Below are 17,641 nucleotides of genomic sequence, written 5' to 3' on the forward strand. Positions count from 1 at the left end.
GGTAACCAATTGATTAATTTCGCGCTCGGGATGTACCTTAAGGTCTTTTTCACCATATTTCTTTAGGCAAGGAGGCTGATCGTTTGTGAAAGTCGCGTCCGTATGCGTAATCAAGCCCTTAGCCTCGTTCTCGTGGCCACCAGCCTGGCGCTTTCAGGCTGTGTGAACGATTGGCAGAATGGTGGCCCGCAAGCCGCCCCCGGCGGCATGGGCCTGATGGCCAACGGCGATGTGGCCGATGGACCGGGCACCGTATCTTCAATCACCCAGCTTCCCGCCGCTAATGAAAATGGCCCGATCCCTCCCTTTGGCACACGCGGCCACGCCAATGCCTATGAATTCGGGACGGGTTACAAGGTTGGTGCCGGCGACAAGCTGCAGATCCGCGTGGCGGGTGAGCCCGATCTGACCGGCGAATTCCCAGTGGATGCATCCGGTGCGATTTCGATGCCTTATGTGCAGTCAGCAACCGTTGCTGGCATGACCACGCCGCAGATCGAACAGCTGATCGTGGGAAAGTTGCGCCAGGGCTATCTGCGCGATCCGAAAGTTTCGGTGCAGGCCGTTGCCTTGCGCCCGTTCTACATTCTCGGCGAAGTGACGGCGGGTGGTTCCTACGCCTATCAGCCAGGCATCACCGTGCAGCAGGCGATTGCAATTGCCGGCGGCTTCGGGCCGCGCGGTGACAAGGGCAAAGTGATGCTGACGCGGCGCGATGCGCGCGGCACAACATCGACGATGGTGCCGCTGGCCACGCAGATTTTCCCGGGTGACATCATCACCGTGCGTGAACGCTGGTTCTAAAACTCAAGATGCGCATCATCCATGTTTTCCGCAGCCCGGTTGGCGGGCTGTTCCGTCATGTGCGTGACCTGGTGCGCGGGCAACGCGCCTTGGGCCACGAAATCGGCATCATCTGTGATTCTGGCACAGGCGGCGAAGGTGCGGCACGCATGCTTGCGGCGATGAGTGCCGAATGCACACTGGGCATCACACGTATTCCCGTGGCGACATTGCCGGGGCTGGGTGATCTCAGGGCGATCAAGGCAGTCACAGATTTTGCCCGCCTGGTGAAGGCCGATGTGCTGCATGGGCACGGTGCCAAAGGCGGCGTATTCGCACGGATGGCTGCACCGAAGCTTGGTATCGCAGGCGTTTACACGCCGCATGGCGGCAGTCTTCATTATGAATGGCTGAGCCCGATTGGTGCGCCGTTTCTTGGAGCCGAACGCCTGTTGAAACGGCACGGCACAGGTGCGGTGTTTGTTTGCGAATTTGAAAAAGTATTGTTTGACCGCAAGATCGGGCTAGGGTCGTACCCATCCGCCGTGGTCTACAACGGCCTGTGGCCGGAAGAATTCAAGCCGCGCAAACTGGCCAAGGATGCCAGGGACTTTCTGTTTGTCGGCGAGATGCGCAACCTCAAAGGGGTGGATGTCTTGCTGCGCGCGTTGGCCAGCATTGATGGCGCTACGATGACACTGGTGGGTGATGGCCGCGACCAGGCTTCCTTTGAAAAGCTGGCTGCGGAATTGAACCTCGGCGGGCGCGCTGTCTTTGCCGGCCGCATGCCGATGGCTGAGGCCATGGCGCTTGGCCATGTGCTCATCCTGCCGTCGCGGCATGAAAGCTTTCCCTATGTGGTGCTGGAAGCGATGGCGGCACAGATTCCGCTGATCGCCAGCGATGTGGGCGGCATTCCCGAGGCCCTGCCCGCGGCCAGCATGGTGCCGCCGGGTGACGTGAACGCCCTGGCCGCCGCGATGAAGCAAGCGCTTGCTGCGCCCAAGGCCACGATGGACGCCGCTGCCGTACTGCAGAAAATCGCCAGCACCAAATTCAGTGCGCAAAACATGGCGGAGAAAATCTGCATATTCTATTCCAGCCTGAATGTTTGAAGGGTTTCAGCTGACACAACTGTCAGCATTAACCTGGCATTAACTCCATATTTTCATTGGCCTCGGCGCGCCTTGTGATGGCGCAGCGGTTGCATCAATTCCGCCAACCGGGACCCCTTCTCGGCAATGGTGCAAAATGAAACTCGACCCCAAAGACCTTGCGCAGGCAACCCTGATTGACCTCGACACGCTGCTTTCGGCGCAGCGACGCCCTGAAATGCGCGCGGCTGTCAGCACGACAGTGCGCGGAAAGCCTTTTGTTTCGCCGCAGCTCGCCATGCTGCTGGCCGCCTTCATCGACATCGTGGTCACGCTGGCTGGCGCATTCACCATTGCCATTCACTACCCCGGTTCGACCGCCCTGCAGAACTGGCTGCCCTATGCCAGCTTTGCGGCACTGGGTTGTTTCATTTTGGTACAGGTGAGCGTTCTGACGCGGGATTACGCGTTCAGCCACCTCCTGTCGCCGTTCCGCCGGCTGCCGCATCTGATTTTTGCCTGGGCGCTTTCCTTCCTGCTGCTCAGTGCGGCCATCTTCCTGTTCAAGGCAGGTGAAGACCTGTCGCGCGTGTGGCTGATCTCGTGGTCCATCTCCGGCGCGTTTCTGTTTGTTGCCTGCCGTTTCCTGCTGGGCGGGTTCCTGCGCAAGCTCAATGCCGATGGCCGCTTCAACAAGCGCGTGGTGCTGGTGGGTGGCGGTGAAAATGCTGCCCGGGTGATTTCCGCCATCGAAAGCTCGCCCGATAGCGGTGCCAATCTGATTGGTATCTTTGATGACCGCGACGACACGCGCTCGGCCGCCGAAGTCAAAGGCCTCTACAAATTGGGCGGCATGGATGACCTGATTGATTTCGTGCGTTCCACGCGCGTCGATACGCTGATCATCACGCTTCCGACGGCTGCTGAAGATCGTGTGACGCAGATCATGAGCAAGCTCTGGGTGCTGCCGGTTGATATTCGCCTCAGCGCACAAAGCCAACGCCTGCGCCTGCGCCCGCGTGCCTATTCCTTCATCGGCAACCTGCCCTGCCTTGATGTCTATGATCGGCCGCTGGGCGACTGGGGCCCCTATTTCAAGGCCGTCCTGGACAAGACAATGGCTGCCGTTGCGCTGGCGGTGCTATCGCCCGTCATGGCCGTCATTGCCATTGCCATCAAGATGGACAGCAAGGGGCCGGTGTTTTTCAAACAGAAGCGCTATGGCTTCAACAATGAACTGATCGAAGTTTACAAATTCCGCTCGATGTATGTGAACCAGACCGATGCCAACGCGACCAAGCTGGTGACCAAGGGCGATGCGCGCGTGACCGGCATTGGTCGCTTCATCCGCCGCACCACGCTGGACGAGCTGCCGCAATTCATCAATGTGCTGAAGGGTGACCTTTCACTGGTGGGCCCACGCCCGCATGCCACCCAGGCAAAGGCAGCCGAGGCGCTCTATGAGCATGTGGTTGACGGCTATTTCGCCCGCCACCGGGTGAAGCCCGGCATTACCGGCTGGGCGCAGATCAATGGCTGGCGCGGCGAGACGGATACGGCAGAAAAAATCGAACGCCGCGTCGAGCATGATCTTTTCTACATCGAAAACTGGTCGCTGATGTTTGACATCTACATCCTGCTGCGCACGCCTGCGGCCCTGATGAATACTGAAAACGCTTATTGAACCCTGCCTGACAAGAACAACAAAAAGACTGGAGAGCAAATCATGAATGCCGCTCTGACGAATACCAAGGTGGGCCGCTCAGCACTCATCTCCTTCGCGATCAAAGTCGCGGGCGCCGGACTTGCTTATGGCGGCAATATTGCCTTTGCCCATCTGCTCACCGCCAAGGGTTATGGCCATTACGCGCTGGGCCTCAATGCGGCCATCGTGATTGCGGCCCTGGGTGGCTGCGGCTTCTCGGTTTCCATCATGCGTTACTGGCCCTCTTACCTGGTACGCGGCGACAAAGCCCATGCAAAGGGGGTGGTGGAGCTGGGCTATCTGATGGCGCTGATCGGGGGTGCCGTGATGATTGGTGCCTGCCTGGCACTGTGGTTCTTCCTCGATGCCATCGGAATTGAAAAGCACTTCTGCCTCTTCATTGGCATTGGCCTTTTGGGCATGATGATCAATCTGGGCGACTATTCAACTTCGTTGCTGCGGGCGCAGGGCAGCACTGTAGCATCAATGCTTCCGCGCGACGTTGTGTGGCGCATCATTGCACCTGCTTTGGTGTTCATGGTGCTCTATCTGAAAGGTCATGTCGGCGGCGGCACAGCGCTTGAAATTTCGGCACTGGTGCTGGTCACCCTCAATGGCTGGCAGGCCTACCGGACGTTCAAGAATATCGACCTGCTTGGGCCGGTGGTTGCGGCGCGCAGCAATCTGGGAAATATCTGGTCCAGTTTGTTTCCAATTTGGCTGGCCAGTGTTGTGTTTGCGATGATCCAGCAGTTTGACGTGGTGCTGGTGGGCCTGATGATGAATACCGAAGATGCCGGCTCGTATTTCGCGGCGCAGAAGACCGCGCAGATTTTGAGCCTGGTGCTGATTGCTGGTGGCCTGGTGGCCGCACCTCTGATGTCGGCACTGTATCATTCCGGCCAGCGCGCCGAGTTGCAAAAACTGAACCGCAAGCTGGCACTGGCGATTTTCGCGGCGACGGCCTTTGGCTATCTGGTTCTGGTGCTGGGCGGCAAGATCCTGCTGGGCTTCTTTGATGCGAGCTTTGTGTCGGCCTATCCGGTCCTGCTGGTGGTAGGCTTCGGCACGCTGGTCAATGCCATTGCAGGACCTACCGATTACATGATGCAAATGACCAATTTCGAGAAGCCCTATGTCAAAGTGCTGATCGGCTCCTATGCGCTCACGCTGATCGCACAGATATTGCTGGTGCCGCATTATGGGCAGATGGGTGCAGCGGTTGCGTCAGCTGGCGGCATTGTGCTGTGGAATGTGATCACCATCGGCATCCTGCGCAGGCGCGCGGGGCTGGATCCCTCACTGCTGGGAGTAATCTGGCCGCCGAAGGCGCCAGTGGACGCCGCTTTGGTTGTCACACCTGCGCGCCGGAAGCCGCGCCGCAAGTTGATCCGCGCCACGGCCCACGCGAAGGCATGAGCTGGAATTTCTATTTGATGCGTGAGAAGAAATGGTCGGAGCGACAGGATTCGAACCTGCGACCCCTAGTCCCCCAGACTAGTGCGCTACCGGGCTGCGCTACGCTCCGACTAAGGCGATTTTGACTTTTCAAGGAAAAGTCAAAACGCTCTAGAGGCCGTCTAGCATTCCTGAACGCAAAGTCCAATACAAAGCTAGGCGGCGCTGTTATCCGCGTGGATCAAGCAATTTGCGGGCGTCGCCCAAATCTTTCAGGGCTGCACGCAGCGCGTCGGACTGATTGGTGGACAGCTTGTGGATGACTTTCGGGGCCTGATCCACATTGCGGCCCGGTGTGGCACGGCCCAGGCGCGGGGCCACCTTTGCGGTGCCCGGCTGCGGTGCTCCGAGGATGGCCAGCTCGCTCTTGCGCGCCATGACTTCGCCACGGCCGATGCCCGATACGTAAGGCGCACCCTCTTCCTTCAGCACAAGTTGCACACCACGGATGGTGTAGCCCTTCTTGTAGAGAAGCTCGTGAATGCCCTTCAGCAGCTCCACGTCAGCGGGACGGTAATAGCGGCGCCCACCGGCGCGCTTCATCGGTTTGATTTGCGTGAACCTGGTTTCCCAGAAGCGCAGCACATGCTGCGGCACGTTCAATTCCTCCGCGACCTCGCTGATTGTGCGAAACGCATCGGGTGACTTTTCGATCGTCATAGCCCTATCCCCCAATTGTAATGATCACGGGTGTCCCCACACGCCTGCAATCAGTCTACGTCGCCCGGCTCCTCGCCATTGACGATATTCTTCATAATCTGGCTTGGCCTGAACACCAACACGCGGCGCGGGGTGATTGGCACCTCAACACCGGTTTTTGGATTACGTCCAATACGTTGCCTTTTGGCGCGTACCATGAAAGTACCGAAAGATGACAGCTTGACTGTCTGCCCCTCCACCAAAGCATCTGAAACCAGATCCAGCACGGAATTCACCATATCAGCTGACTCTGTACGAGACAGGCCCACTTCACGGTGAAGAACTTCAGTCAGGTCGGCGCGCGTCAAGGTTTTGGTATTCATGTGAATCTCCGCCTGTTCAACACTTTCAAGCTAGAATGGTTCAATACATAATGCAAATCAAGTTTGACTGTTCTCAAGGGCTTAAAGCCGTTTCTTCATTTAAATGAGAATCAAAATCGTGCCAAAATCCCGCCCCAGGTGAAACCGCCCCCCATGGCTTCCATCAAAACGAGCTGGCCGCGTTTAATAAGTCCTTGTTTTACACCGTAATCAAAGGCGAGCGGGATCGACGCAGCTGAAGTATTGCCGTGCTTGTCCAGCGTCACAATAAATTTCTCGGTCGGCACGCCAAGTTTGCCTGCCGTTGTGTCGAGAATCCTTTTGTTGGCCTGATGCGGCACGAACCAGTCTATGTCGGCAACCTTGACATCGGCAGCCCGGAGAATCTCTCCGATCACCTCGTGCATATTGGTGACAGCGTGTTTGAAAACCTCACGGCCTTCCATACGCAGGTGCCCCACGGTCTTCGTGGTAGAAGGGCCGCCATCGACATAAAGCTTGTTTTGATAGCGCCCATCGGAACGCAGCTTGCAATTCATGATGCCGCCCTCCTCGCCATCATTCGCTGTGATCACGAAGGCCCCTGCTCCATCGCCAAACAGCACGCAGGTGGCGCGGTCGTTCCAGTCGAGGATGCGCGAGAATGTTTCAGAGCCGATGACCAAAGCACATGTGGCCTGGCCAGACTTAATGAGGGCGTCTGCCGTTGTCAGTGCGTAGATGAAGCCTGAACATACGGCCTGCAGGTCAAAGGCCGCGCCCTTGGTGATGCCAAGCTCGGCCTGCACTTCAGTTGCGGTGGCGGGAAACGTATGATCCGGTGTCGAGGTGGCCAGCACGATCAGATCAACGGCACTGGCTTCAAGCCCGGCATGGGCTAGCGCATTGCGCGCGGCTTCGACGGCAAGCGACTTGGTGGTTTCATCATCACCCGCGATGTGGCGGGCCTTGATGCCGGTGCGCTCGGTGATCCAAGCATCGGTGGTGTCCACTATCTTGGAGAGATCATCATTGGTGAGAATATGGCGCGGCAAGGCCGAGCCGACGCCGGCAATCACAGAACGTGTCATGCCGCGGTGTCCGCGCTCGGAAGTCCCGCCTGCAAAACATTGTGCACTTCGGCAACATCGGCGGCGATGCGTTGGGTCAGGCCATTGCGCACCATGTCGATCGCCACTTCAATGGCGGTGGCAAAGCCCAGGGCATCGGTGCCGCCATGGCTTTTCACAACTACGCCATTGAGGCCAAGGAGCACGCCGCCATTGTGCTTGCGCGGGTCCAGCCGATCACGCAGCGCATCGAAAGCGCTGGATGCCAGGAATGCACCAATCTTGGTGATGATGCTGGCGCGCAATGCACTGCGCAACAAGCTGGTGATTTGCTTTGATGTTCCCTCAGCCGTCTTCAAGGCGACGTTGCCGGTGAAACCCTCGGTCACCACCACATCGACCTTGCCCTTGCCAATGTCGTCACCCTCGACATAGCCTTCATATTTCAGTGGCAACTTCAGCTCGCGCAGCATGCGGCCGGCTTCCTTGACGCTGTCATTGCCTTTGACTTCCTCGACACCAATGTTGAGGAGGCCCACGGTCGGGTGCTGTTTGCCGAACAGGCACGAGGCCATCGCCTCGCCCATGATGGCGAATTCCACCAGCTGATGCGCATCAGCGCCCACCGTGGCACCCACGTCGAGCACCACGCACTCTCCGTTCATGGTGGGCCAGACGGCGGCAATGGCCGGGCGTTCAATGCCGGGCATGGTGCGCAGGATAAAGCGCGCCATCGCCATCAAAGCACCGGTATTGCCGGCGGAAACAACGGCCGCAGCTTCGCCGGCACGCACGCTTTCAATCGCCAGCCACATGCCGCTTTTGTTGCGGCCGCGGCGCAGCGCCTGCGAAGGCTTTTCATCCATCCCCACCGCCACATCGGCGTTGCGGATTTCGGCACGCTGCGACAGGTGGCTCTGAGCGGCGACAATCGGAGAAATTTTCGCGCTGTCACCATAAAAAATGAAATCAACATCGGGGTGGCGCTTGGCGGCCAAAGCAGCCCCTGGAATCGCAACGTCCGGGCCATGGTCACCGCCCATGGCATCAATTGCGATTTTCAGTTTTGACGTCATGAGCATTATGATTCCGGGCCGAGTGCCTCGCAAATTAGAGGCTTTGGCCCTCGAAACAACCTAATTTTTTCAGGGATTTTCTGGCTCGGCAGCAAAGACTTCGCCGGGTTTTCGGGGATAGGGATCGAGCTCCAGACCCAGCGCTTCCGAGACGATTTCTCCGAGATCAACCTCACCATTCACAATCGGGTCGGCATCGTCCTCGATGCTTTCATCGATCTTGTTGGCGGTGAGGAAGAAGCGCTCCACCTGAAAGCTGGTCGTCTGGCGGAACTCTTCCAGCGAGACGACTGAAACCCGGGTCACATCCGCTTCCACCGTTCCTGTGACCTTGAGCCCGCCACCGCGCCAGGGCATGGCAAGCAACCTGGCAGAAAGCTTGTGGAGCTGTGGCAGCGCAAATCGCGTGGCCAGGCGCGTACGCTCCGTCTCATCGGCTTCGAATACTTCATGCGAGCCCTTGCGCGGAACCCGGTCCACGATCAGAGGCCGGGAGAATTCCACGCTCGTGATCTTTTTACTGGTCATGAGAATTGCACCTTGCCGGATGCAATCACGTTCGGATGTTGCTTCGCGAGAGCGCTTCGTGCTGTCAACACATAGTGCGCCAACGTAGAGACCCCACTCACATCCCTGCCCGCATAGACATTGCGCTGCAGGGCCGCTTTTAACGTGGCCTCATCCGTGGCGGCATCATAGGCGGCATAGCGGCCCTGAAATGCCTCGGCCATGCGGCGCACTTTCTTGCCGACCGCAATGTCGCTGGCGCCGATCTCGCGCAGATTGTCATCCATGTCGTTGCAGAAGCGGTTGACGAGATGCTGACGAAGTTCATTTTCCTCATGCTTGAGGCGCGCGATGACCAGAGCCAGGTGCAGCACCAGCATGTCAAAACGCCCATCAATCGTGTCAGGCACGTCCAAATCACGGTAAAAACACTTCTGCCGTGCCGCCGCCACAATCGCTTCATAGAGGGGCTGACTGGGATCGGGGCGGCGTCTGAAAAGGTTTCTTAGCATTGGCTTGCCTCGAATCCATGCCACGTGCAAAAGGTCAAAAAACGGGTTGAATAAGACATGCCAGCAAGAATGAACGGGTCCAAATTTTTCCCTATGTGGCTTGTAACGGCCGTTGTTGCAAGCGCATTGGCGGGTTGCACCCCTGAAATCGACCACCGCGGCTATCTGCCCAAACCCGGCGTTTTCAACCAGATTCATGCCGGCATGTCGAAAGTGGAAGTGGAAGGCAATCTCGGTTCGCCCACCACCACGGCCTCAGTCAACTTTGCTGGCGACAGCTATTATTACATTTCTTCCACCACGCAGCAGACGGCATTTTTCAAACCAGTGGAAACCGACAGATTGGTGATCGCCGTGCGATTTGACCGGCAGGACCGCGTTTCAGGCGTGGCTCAATATGGCCTGCAGGACGGGCATGTGATCGACATGAACACCCGCAAGAGCCCGGTAACGGGTTCAGAATTCTCGTTGCTGGTGGAGCTGTTCAAGGGCGTGGGAGATAGCACGCCGACTCCCGGCGCATCAGCCATGAAACCCACGAGGTAATATCATTATAGAAGCGGATTTACGCCGCTTCGAGCGCCGCCTTTGGCAGGATTTCTTCGAGCGACAGAAGGCTGATCATGCGGCCCTCCAATGTCACGATGCCGGTCACAAAACTGCGGGCAATGGCCGAGCTGACATCCGGCGTGGGATGCAACATATCTTCCTTGATGGAGATGATGTCCGAGACACCCTCAACTAAAAGGCCGGTTAGTTGGTCGCCGCCCTGAACCACGATAATGGCGTGACGCACGGTGGGCTCTGATTTTTCACCGCCCAAGCGCATTTTCAGATCCAGCACGGGCAAAACTGTTCCGCGCAAGTTGATCACGCCCACCATGTAATCCGGTGCGCGTGGGATCGGGGTTGCCGTGGTCCATCCGCGGATTTCGCGAACCTGCATGATATCGATGCAATATTCGAGCTCGCCATTCTTGAAAATGACCAGTTCGCGATCACCATTATTGCTACCGGACAAAGCCATGCCTACGCTCCTGGGTTGCGCTACAGACTCAATTTCTAGTGAACAAAGGTTAAAATTCTGACCAATCGTCCGTGCCGGTTTTGCCCAAAAGCGATCGGGAGGTGCGTTGAGCGGGTTCAGAATGCGCCATCGAAGCAGCCTTGGGCGCAACCACCGGATTGGCCGGCTTGAGCGCCATGATCGGCTTTGTCCCACCGCTGATGGCGAAGGTGGATACGATGTCATGCAGCTCTGTCGAGAGGATAGCCAACTGATGGGTTGCGGCGGTGGTTTCTTCGACCATCGCGGCATTCTGCTGGGTGGCCTTGTCCATGCTATCCACTGCAGAGTTTACCTGGCCCAGACTTTGGGCCTGGTCGGCTGCACCGGTGGCTATATCGGCCACCACATCATTGATTTCAACGACGCGGCGCACGATGCGCTCCAGCAAGGTGCTGGTGTCGCCTACAAGGCGCACACCGTGCTGCACCTGCGCATGCGAGGATGCAATGAGCGTCTTGATCTGCTTGGCAGCCTCGGCCGATCGCTGGGCCAGTGCACGCACTTCCTGCGCCACCACTGCAAAGCCGCGGCCAGCATCGCCAGCACGCGCAGCTTCCACGCCGGCATTCAACGCCAGAAGATTTGTCTGGAAGGCGATCTCGTCGATCACGCCGATAATCTGAGTGATCTGCTTTGACGAGCCTTCGATGCTGTTCATGGCATCAATCGCCTGGCGTACGATTTCACCGCTTTGTGCGGCCTCATTCTTTGCCGCAGAAACGACTTCGCGGGCATGGCCAGCACCGGTGGCGGTGGCTCGCACTTTGTTGGTGATATCGGATACGGCGGCGGCGGTTTCTTCGAGATTGGCCGCCTGCATTTCAGTGCGCTGGGTCAGGTCATCGGACGCGGTGGTGATTTCGCGGGTGCCGGTGGTGATGGCAGAGGAACTCTGCGAAAGTTTCTCGATCACTCTTTCAAAGGCACCGATGGCATCGTTGAAATCGCCCTGCAACTTCCTGTAAGCCTCGGGCAGATCGGATTTCAGGCGATAGGTCAGATCCTTCCGAGCCAGTTTTTCCATGGCGCCACCAATGGCTTTCATGACCAGGCTGCGTTCATTGTTGATGGCTGCAGCTTCAGCACTGCGGCGATCTTCATCAGCCTGCAGCTTGGCGCGCCCCTGCTCCTCACGCTCGGCACGCAAGGTGATTTCATGATCGCGGAAAATGGCAACCGCACGGGCGATCATGCCCAGCTCATCGCCACGCCTCACGCCTGGTGGATCCACATTCACATCACCGTCGGCGAGCTTGCGGATTACCGTGACAAGTTTGTTTAGCGGGTTGATCACCTGCAGGCGTAACATCAGGCCCATGAGCGCCGCTGCGATGACCGAGAAGACCAGAACGCCCAGCATGAGCAGGCGGTTGTAATTGGCGAATTCCGACAATTGAGTAGACTGATCGCCAGCTGCCGTCTGGATTTTCTCACCCATATCACCCAGCTGGTCTTCGAGCTTATGGAACTGATCCAGAAAATCGGGGAGCTTGGCCTTGGCTTCAGCTGCATGCCCATCGATACCGTCGATGATTTCGCGGGCGGTCGCCGTATATTTGAACAGCGGGTGCTGCGCTTCATCCACCGCGTTTACAATGTCGTTACCGACAATTTCAGTGGTGGAGAGCATTGAGGCGCGCCCCGAAAGCGACTGCATGTTCTTGGCATGATCGGAAAACTGCGTCTTCACCGTTGCCAGCGAAATCTGTGAGTCAGGCTCCAACGTGGAGAGGCCGATCAATACATCGGCGCGCAATGCATCATGCATCATGTCGATGTTCATCTGCACATTGGCGAGGTCATTCAGGCGGTCCTGCTTGGTCAGGCTGGCTTGCAGCGCGGTCACACTCCACAGACCTGCACCTGCAGATGCGACGCCGACGGCGCCGATAAACAGGCTCATGCCCAACAGCTTAAAATTGAGATTTAGTTGTTTGAACCCGGCCACTTCGTTCTCCCCAAAAGCTGACACTTCGCTAGCAATCAAAGCGTGTGCGAAGGTTGCAGGCTAAAGCCTGCTTCTAAGCGATTGCTTTGTTTTGTGTTTGTGGGATGGACTGCGAGCACATGATAAGGAACTCATTTCGAATCGGCGCCATAACTTGCAACTATTTGGCGCAAGAACAACAAAAAGCCGGGGCGTTGCCACCCCGGCTTGACCTTGTTGGCGCTGTCTTAGTGCCCGGCCAGAACGGCCAGCAGCAACAGTGCCATGATGTTGGTGATCTTGATCATCGGGTTCACGGCAGGGCCGGCGGTGTCCTTGTAGGGGTCGCCGACGGTGTCACCGGTCACGGAAGCCTTGTGGGCATCGCTGCCCTTCAGGTGCTTCACGCCCTTTGAGTCCACGAAGCCATCTTCGAATGACTTCTTGGCATTGTCCCAGGCGCCGCCACCGGCGGTCATCGAGATGGCCACAAACAGGCCCGTCACGATCACGCCCATGAGCATGGCGCCCACAGAGGCGAAGGCTTCAGCCTGGCCGGCGATCGCCTTGATCACGAAATACACCACGATGGGCGAGAGCACTGGCAGCAAGGAAGGGATGATCATTTCCTTGATGGCAGCCTTGGTCAGCAGGTCAACCGCGCGAGCATAATCAGGCTTGGACGTGCCCTTCATGATGCCGGGGTTTTCCTTGAACTGGCGGCGCACTTCAACGACCACAGCCTGAGCCGCGCGGCCCACAGCCGTCATCGACATGCCGCCAAACAGATAAGGCAGCAGGCCGCCGAACAGCAAGCCAACGACGACGTAGGGGTTGGAGAGGTCGAAGCTCACCTTGAGGTCAGGGAAGAACGAGTGCAGATCCTGCGTGTAAGCCGCAAACAGCACGAGAGCGCCCAGACCGGCTGAACCAATGGCATAGCCCTTGGTCACGGCCTTGGTGGTGTTGCCCACAGCGTCGAGCGCGTCGGTGTTGTGGCGCACTTCCTTGGGCAGGCCTGCCATTTCGGCAATGCCACCGGCATTGTCGGTGACAGGGCCAAACGCATCCAGCGCCACGATGATGCCGGCGAGAGCCAGCATGGTGGTGACGGCAAACGCGATGCCAAAGAGGCCAGCGAGGTTATAAGTGACGAGAATGCCAACCACGATGACCAGTGCCGGCAGGGCCGTCGATTCCAGCGAGACCGCGAGGCCCTGGATGACGTTGGTGCCATGGCCGGTGATCGACGCTTCGGCAATCGAGTTCACCGGGCGCTTGCCGGTGCCGGTGTAATATTCGGTGATGTAGATGATGGCCGCAGTAATCACGAGGCCAGTTACACCGCACCAGAACAGGCTCATCGGGGTGAAGTGCAGATCGCCGGTGCCGAGTTCAACACTCATGTTGCCGAACATGTAGTTCAGCACGGGATAAAGCGCGATCAGCGACAGCACGCCGGTGGCGAGCAAGCCCTTGTAGAGCGCGTTCATGATGTTGTTCGATGAACCGAGCTTCACAAAGTAAGTGCCGATGATCGAGGTGATGACGCACGCGCCACCAATCGCCAGCGGCAGAACCATGCCGGCCAACTTGTAAGCTTCCGGCAGCGCGATGGCGGCCAGAACCATGGTGGCAACCGAAGTCACCACATAGGTTTCGAACAAGTCAGCGGCCATGCCGGCGCAATCGCCAACATTGTCACCGACATTGTCAGCGATGGTCGCAGGGTTGCGTGGATCATCTTCCGGAATGCCGGCTTCGACTTTACCGACCATGTCGCCGCCCACGTCTGCACCCTTGGTGAAGATGCCGCCGCCGAGACGTGCGAAGATCGAGATCAGCGAAGCGCCAAACGAGGTGGCGACCAGCGCGTCAATCACATCACGGCTGGTGGGCGAAAGGCCCAGACCTGCAGTGAGGAACAAGAAGTAAAGCGTGATGCCGAGAAGGCCCAGGCCCGCAACCAAAAGGCCGGTAATGGCACCGGCCTTGAAGGAGAGATCGAGACCGCCAGCGAGAGACTTGGTGGCGGCTTGGGCAACACGCACATTGGCGCGCACCGAAACATTCATGCCGATGAAGCCAGCGAGGCCTGAAAGGATGGCGCCCACGGCGAAGCCGACAGCGGCCTTCCAGCCCAGCAGCACCAGGCCGATGATGAAGATCACCACGCCGACAATGGCGATGGTCGTGTATTGGCGCTTCAGATAAGCCTGCGCGCCTTCGCGCACTGCAGCGGAGATTTCCTGCATGCGGGCCGAGCCTGCATCCTGGGCCATGAGGCCGCGGTAAGTGACGATGCTGTAAACGATGGACAGGAAGCCTGCCAGCGCAATCAGCCATAGAGTTGAATTCATGATTTCCCTCAAATGTTGTTGCCCAGCACCAAGGGGACGATGGCCGCGACGGAATCACGCTTCACGAGGCGGTGCTGAAGGAAGCTTTCCACTGCCAAAATTCCGACACTTTTGCAACCCGGTTTTGAGGGATTTGCCCTGATGGAATTGAGCGGCGATGCTCAGAATTCTGAGGGGTTTTGAGCTTTCAGAGCGGCACGCCCTGCCCCCGGCGGCGCAGGACATAGATGACGTCGATGAAGCACAGGAGGCCCACGACGCCGATGGCAGCGAAGATCATTGCAGTGGTGCGCGTGGTGGTCACTTCGCCCAGCAATGAGAAAGCGAAAGGTGCAAGTGCTGCCGTCACATAACGGAAGCCGCTCATGATGCCGATGCGGCTGCCATAGCCAGTGCGGCCGAAGACAACCAAGGGCAGCGTGCCCTGCACGATGCTTTTGAGGCCCGAGGCCAGGCCAACCAGAATGGCGAAGGCCACGGCGCCGGCGATCCACGGCGCCGTGATGGCGAGAATGAACAGCGCCAGTGGCAGCAGACTGAGCGCGAAAATCGTAATGGTGAGCGGGTGCTGCGACTTGCCGAAGAAGATCTGGACGGCACGCATCGCCACTTGAGCCGGCCCAAATAGGGTTGAAACGAGTAATGCCATGTTGCCCAGGCCAAGCTCATGCAGCATGGGCACCATCTGCGAGAGGATGGCAGAGAGCGTGACGCCGCTGATGGCGAAACCGGCGGTGACCATGATCATCAGGCGCAAAGATGTACGCCGGTCCATCGGTTGCTCTGTGGTTGCGGCGACGCTGGCTGTTGAGGCTTGGGCCGGATGTGCGGCTTTGCGGAAATTGCGCGACAGCCAGACGTGAGTGGGAAAGCAGAAGGCCAGATTGAGGGCGGCAAAGAACACCATGGTCCAGCGCCAGCCCCATTGATGGTCAAGCGCTGTGGTGAGCGGCCAGAATAGCGTTGAGGCGAAGCCTGCAATCAGCGTGAGATACATGATCATGTTCTGGCTGCCGCCGAGGCCAGATTGGACGATTGTGGTGAAGGCTGCATCGTAGAGCACGAAGCCCGAGACGATCTGGATCAGCGCCATGCCGATGGCGAAGGCCCAAAGCGAATGCGTGGTGGATGTGAACACCAGGAAAAGCCCGGTAAGCATTGAGCCCGCCGCCATCAATTGGGCTGCGCCGAAACGGTCAAACAGTTTGCCGGCAAAGGGCATCACCAGCCCGCCTGCGATCAGCGCGCCTGAGAAGACGAGGAAGAACCAGCTGCTAGTGCGGCCGAAATCCCGGGCCACGTCAGCTGCTAAAATCGAAAAGGAATAGTAGATCGAGCCATAGCCCGCGATCTGCGTAAGCCCCAAGGCACAAACGAGCTGTGTTGGTCTTTTCACGAAGCTGCGGAAGCCTGCCTGCGCGACAGCATCAGCGTGAGCAGCCCGAGGACGAGCAGCGAAACCGGAATGACCAGCGTGGGCACCGAGTTCCAGCCCCACAGAGCAAGCATTCCGCCTGACGAGAAGGACGCAATCGTCTGCAGCACGGTTACGCCGAAATTGTTGACGCCCTGAACCTTGGAGCGCTCCTGTGGGCGGTAGCATTCGGTGAGCATGGTGGTGCCGCCGATGAAGCCGAAATTCCAGCCGATGCCCAACAGGATCATCGCCGCCGAGAAGTGAATGAAGGTGATGCCGGTGAGGCCCACAACGCCGGCCGCGATCAGGATCACCATGCCGCTGCCGGTGATGAAGCCCACGCCGAAACGCTTGATCAGCAGCCCGGTAAAGAAGCTGGGCACGAACATGCCGAGCACATGCCATTGCAACGCCAGCGACGAAGCTGTGTGGTCAAAGCCGCAGATGGTCATGGCCACGGGGCCTGCCGTCATCATGAAGCTCATCAGGCCGTAAGAGACAGCACCAGCGATCATCGCGACGACGAGGCGCGGCTGGCTGATGAGTTCGCCCCAAGAGCGCCTAGGGCCGGATATTTCCGCCAGCTTGGGCTTCGGCAGCGGCGTTGTTGCAATCACGCCCATGTTGAGAACGGCCAGGATACCTGCAGCGAGATAGGCCCCAGCATGGGTATAAGGCGTAAACCAGTCTGCGGCGTAGCTCGCGGTCAATGTGCCGATGAAGGCCGCAATCACGCCGCCGGTCAGCACCCAGGAAATGGCCAGTGACTTGTCTTCAGGTGCGGCACTTTCAGATGCGGCGAAGCTGTAGAAATTGCTCGTGGCCTGGAACACGCCGTGCAGCAGGATGGCAAAACAGAAAGTATAAAACGCCGCATGAAAAATCGCCCAGACCGCAAGGCCAGAGCCGATGACTGAAATCACCGCCCCGGTGAGGAAGACCGGCTTGCGGCCGAAACGCTGCATCAGGAACGAAGCCGGAAGGGTGGACAGGATCGAGCCCACATAGAAGGCCGAAGGCGGCAACGTGGCCAGTGCACGCTCCGGCGCTATGGTCAGGCCGACGAGGCCCGCTGTCGCAAACACAATGATGATGACGCTGGAATAGAGCGACTGCGCAATCGCCAGGCGCAGAATGGTCAGACGCGATGCGGCGATTTTCACGCCGCGAACTCTTCAGGCCGCCTGACCCGCGCCAAGGCGTTCAGCACGGCATTGGCCAGAGCCGGCTCTTCGGCATCAAAGAAGGCAGCAGCCACATTCACATATTCATTGATGGCCACGCGTGCGGGCACATTTTCCTTGAACATGATCTCGAAGGCCCCTGCCCGCAGCACGGCGCGCAAGATTGCGTTGATGCGGTGGATCGGCCAATCCTTGTCGAGCTGCTTGTCCACTGTCACGTCGATCAGTTGCTGCTCACGCACCACGCCTTCGACCACATCGCGGAGGTGCTTATAGTCAGCCTCACCGCACTGGCCGTCTTCAAAATTATCACCTACTGCGCGCGCAACAAATTGCGCCAGGGTCTCGCCAACATCAGCGCCGGCTATATCCATCTGGTACAGCGCCTGAACGGCACCCAGCCTGGCGGCGGATTTGGCGGTAGGCTTTTGGCGGGGGGTGGTCATGCGCTGAGGCCTTAGCGGGGCAAGCCTGCCCT

Annotated in this window: 17 protein-coding genes and 1 tRNA gene; 5 read left to right on the forward strand and 13 right to left on the reverse strand. The window is 58.5% G+C overall.

Annotation, left to right across the window (positions count from 1 at the left end):
• Positions 1 to 102 precede the first annotated feature (102 nt).
• The 4 genes from F8B91_RS05540 (at position 103) to F8B91_RS05555 (ending at position 5,001) form a co-directional block, all read left to right on the forward strand.
• Positions 103 to 804 carry a polysaccharide biosynthesis/export family protein gene (locus tag F8B91_RS05540; protein ID WP_196502690.1) on the forward strand — a complete coding sequence of 234 codons (702 nt, stop codon included), beginning with the start codon at positions 103 to 105 and terminating at the stop codon, positions 802 to 804.
• Between the two features lie 8 nt (positions 805 to 812).
• Positions 813 to 1,898, forward strand: coding sequence for a glycosyltransferase family 4 protein (locus tag F8B91_RS05545; protein WP_196502691.1), 1,086 nt, complete (start codon positions 813 to 815; stop codon positions 1,896 to 1,898).
• A gap of 136 nt (positions 1,899 to 2,034) precedes the next feature.
• Positions 2,035 to 3,561, forward strand: coding sequence for an undecaprenyl-phosphate glucose phosphotransferase (locus F8B91_RS05550; protein WP_246714972.1), 1,527 nt, complete (start codon positions 2,035 to 2,037; stop codon positions 3,559 to 3,561).
• Positions 3,562 to 3,603: 42 nt separating this feature from the next.
• Positions 3,604 to 5,001, forward strand: a complete 1,398-nt coding sequence (locus F8B91_RS05555) for a lipopolysaccharide biosynthesis protein (RefSeq protein WP_196502692.1) — start codon at positions 3,604 to 3,606, stop codon at positions 4,999 to 5,001.
• 32 nt (positions 5,002 to 5,033) lie between these two features.
• On the opposite strand, the gene F8B91_RS05560 is transcribed toward F8B91_RS05555, so the two are convergent.
• The 7 genes from F8B91_RS05560 to F8B91_RS05590 all read right to left on the reverse strand — a co-directional run bounded on the left by F8B91_RS05560 (position 5,034) and on the right by F8B91_RS05590 (position 9,104).
• Positions 5,034 to 5,110, reverse strand: a tRNA-Pro gene (locus F8B91_RS05560).
• A 98-nt stretch (positions 5,111 to 5,208) separates the two neighbouring features.
• Positions 5,209 to 5,700, reverse strand: a complete 492-nt coding sequence (locus F8B91_RS05565; RefSeq protein WP_196502693.1) for a MerR family transcriptional regulator — start codon at positions 5,698 to 5,700, stop codon at positions 5,209 to 5,211.
• A 50-nt stretch (positions 5,701 to 5,750) separates the two neighbouring features.
• Positions 5,751 to 6,062, reverse strand: coding sequence for an integration host factor subunit alpha (locus tag F8B91_RS05570; protein ID WP_196502694.1), 312 nt, complete (start codon positions 6,060 to 6,062; stop codon positions 5,751 to 5,753).
• Positions 6,063 to 6,172: 110 nt separating this feature from the next.
• The gene (locus F8B91_RS05575) at positions 6,173 to 7,132 is read right to left on the reverse strand and encodes a beta-ketoacyl-ACP synthase III (protein WP_196502695.1); all 960 of its coding nucleotides are present in this window, start codon (positions 7,130 to 7,132) and stop codon (positions 6,173 to 6,175) included.
• A complete protein-coding gene (plsX, locus tag F8B91_RS05580) occupies positions 7,129 to 8,187 on the reverse strand; it encodes a phosphate acyltransferase PlsX (protein WP_196502696.1) in 1,059 nt (352 codons plus the stop codon). Before plsX ends, F8B91_RS05575 begins: the two co-directional genes overlap by 4 nt.
• 69 nt (positions 8,188 to 8,256) lie before the next feature.
• On the reverse strand, positions 8,257 to 8,715 hold the full coding sequence (locus tag F8B91_RS05585; RefSeq protein WP_196502697.1) for a YceD family protein: 459 nt from the start codon (positions 8,713 to 8,715) through the stop codon (positions 8,257 to 8,259).
• On the reverse strand, positions 8,712 to 9,104 hold the full coding sequence (locus tag F8B91_RS05590) for a ubiquinol-cytochrome C chaperone family protein (RefSeq protein ID WP_196502698.1): 393 nt from the start codon (positions 9,102 to 9,104) through the stop codon (positions 8,712 to 8,714). The genes F8B91_RS05585 and F8B91_RS05590 overlap by 4 nt, the downstream gene beginning before the upstream one ends.
• Positions 9,105 to 9,299: 195 nt before the next feature.
• On the opposite strand from F8B91_RS05590, the gene F8B91_RS05595 reads away from it, so the two are divergent.
• Positions 9,300 to 9,752 carry an outer membrane protein assembly factor BamE gene (locus F8B91_RS05595; RefSeq protein WP_196502699.1) on the forward strand — a complete coding sequence of 151 codons (453 nt, stop codon included), beginning with the start codon at positions 9,300 to 9,302 and terminating at the stop codon, positions 9,750 to 9,752.
• Positions 9,753 to 9,771: 19 nt separating this feature from the next.
• On the opposite strand, the gene F8B91_RS05600 is transcribed toward F8B91_RS05595, so the two are convergent.
• The 6 genes from F8B91_RS05600 to nusB form a co-directional block, all read right to left on the reverse strand.
• A complete protein-coding gene (locus F8B91_RS05600) occupies positions 9,772 to 10,233 on the reverse strand; it encodes a chemotaxis protein CheW (protein WP_196502700.1) in 462 nt (153 codons plus the stop codon).
• 49 nt (positions 10,234 to 10,282) lie between these two features.
• On the reverse strand, positions 10,283 to 12,178 hold the full coding sequence (locus F8B91_RS05605; protein ID WP_196502701.1) for a methyl-accepting chemotaxis protein: 1,896 nt from the start codon (positions 12,176 to 12,178) through the stop codon (positions 10,283 to 10,285).
• Positions 12,179 to 12,450: 272 nt separating this feature from the next.
• Positions 12,451 to 14,562 carry a sodium-translocating pyrophosphatase gene (locus F8B91_RS05610; protein WP_196502702.1) on the reverse strand — a complete coding sequence of 704 codons (2,112 nt, stop codon included), beginning with the start codon at positions 14,560 to 14,562 and terminating at the stop codon, positions 12,451 to 12,453.
• Positions 14,563 to 14,749: 187 nt separating this feature from the next.
• On the reverse strand, positions 14,750 to 15,958 hold the full coding sequence (locus F8B91_RS05615) for an MFS transporter (protein WP_196502703.1): 1,209 nt from the start codon (positions 15,956 to 15,958) through the stop codon (positions 14,750 to 14,752).
• Positions 15,955 to 17,142: an MFS transporter gene (locus F8B91_RS05620; protein WP_196502704.1), complete on the reverse strand. Its 1,188-nt coding sequence runs from the start codon at positions 17,140 to 17,142 to the stop codon at positions 15,955 to 15,957. The genes F8B91_RS05615 and F8B91_RS05620 overlap by 4 nt, the downstream gene beginning before the upstream one ends.
• Complete coding sequence (gene nusB / locus F8B91_RS05625) at positions 17,139 to 17,609, reverse strand: transcription antitermination factor NusB (protein ID WP_196502705.1); 471 nt, start codon at positions 17,607 to 17,609, stop codon at positions 17,139 to 17,141. Before nusB ends, F8B91_RS05620 begins: the two co-directional genes overlap by 4 nt.
• Positions 17,610 to 17,641 lie beyond the last annotated feature (32 nt).

The organism is Aestuariivirga litoralis (assembly GCF_015714715.1).
Lineage (GTDB): Bacteria > Pseudomonadota > Alphaproteobacteria > Rhizobiales > Aestuariivirgaceae > Aestuariivirga > Aestuariivirga litoralis_A.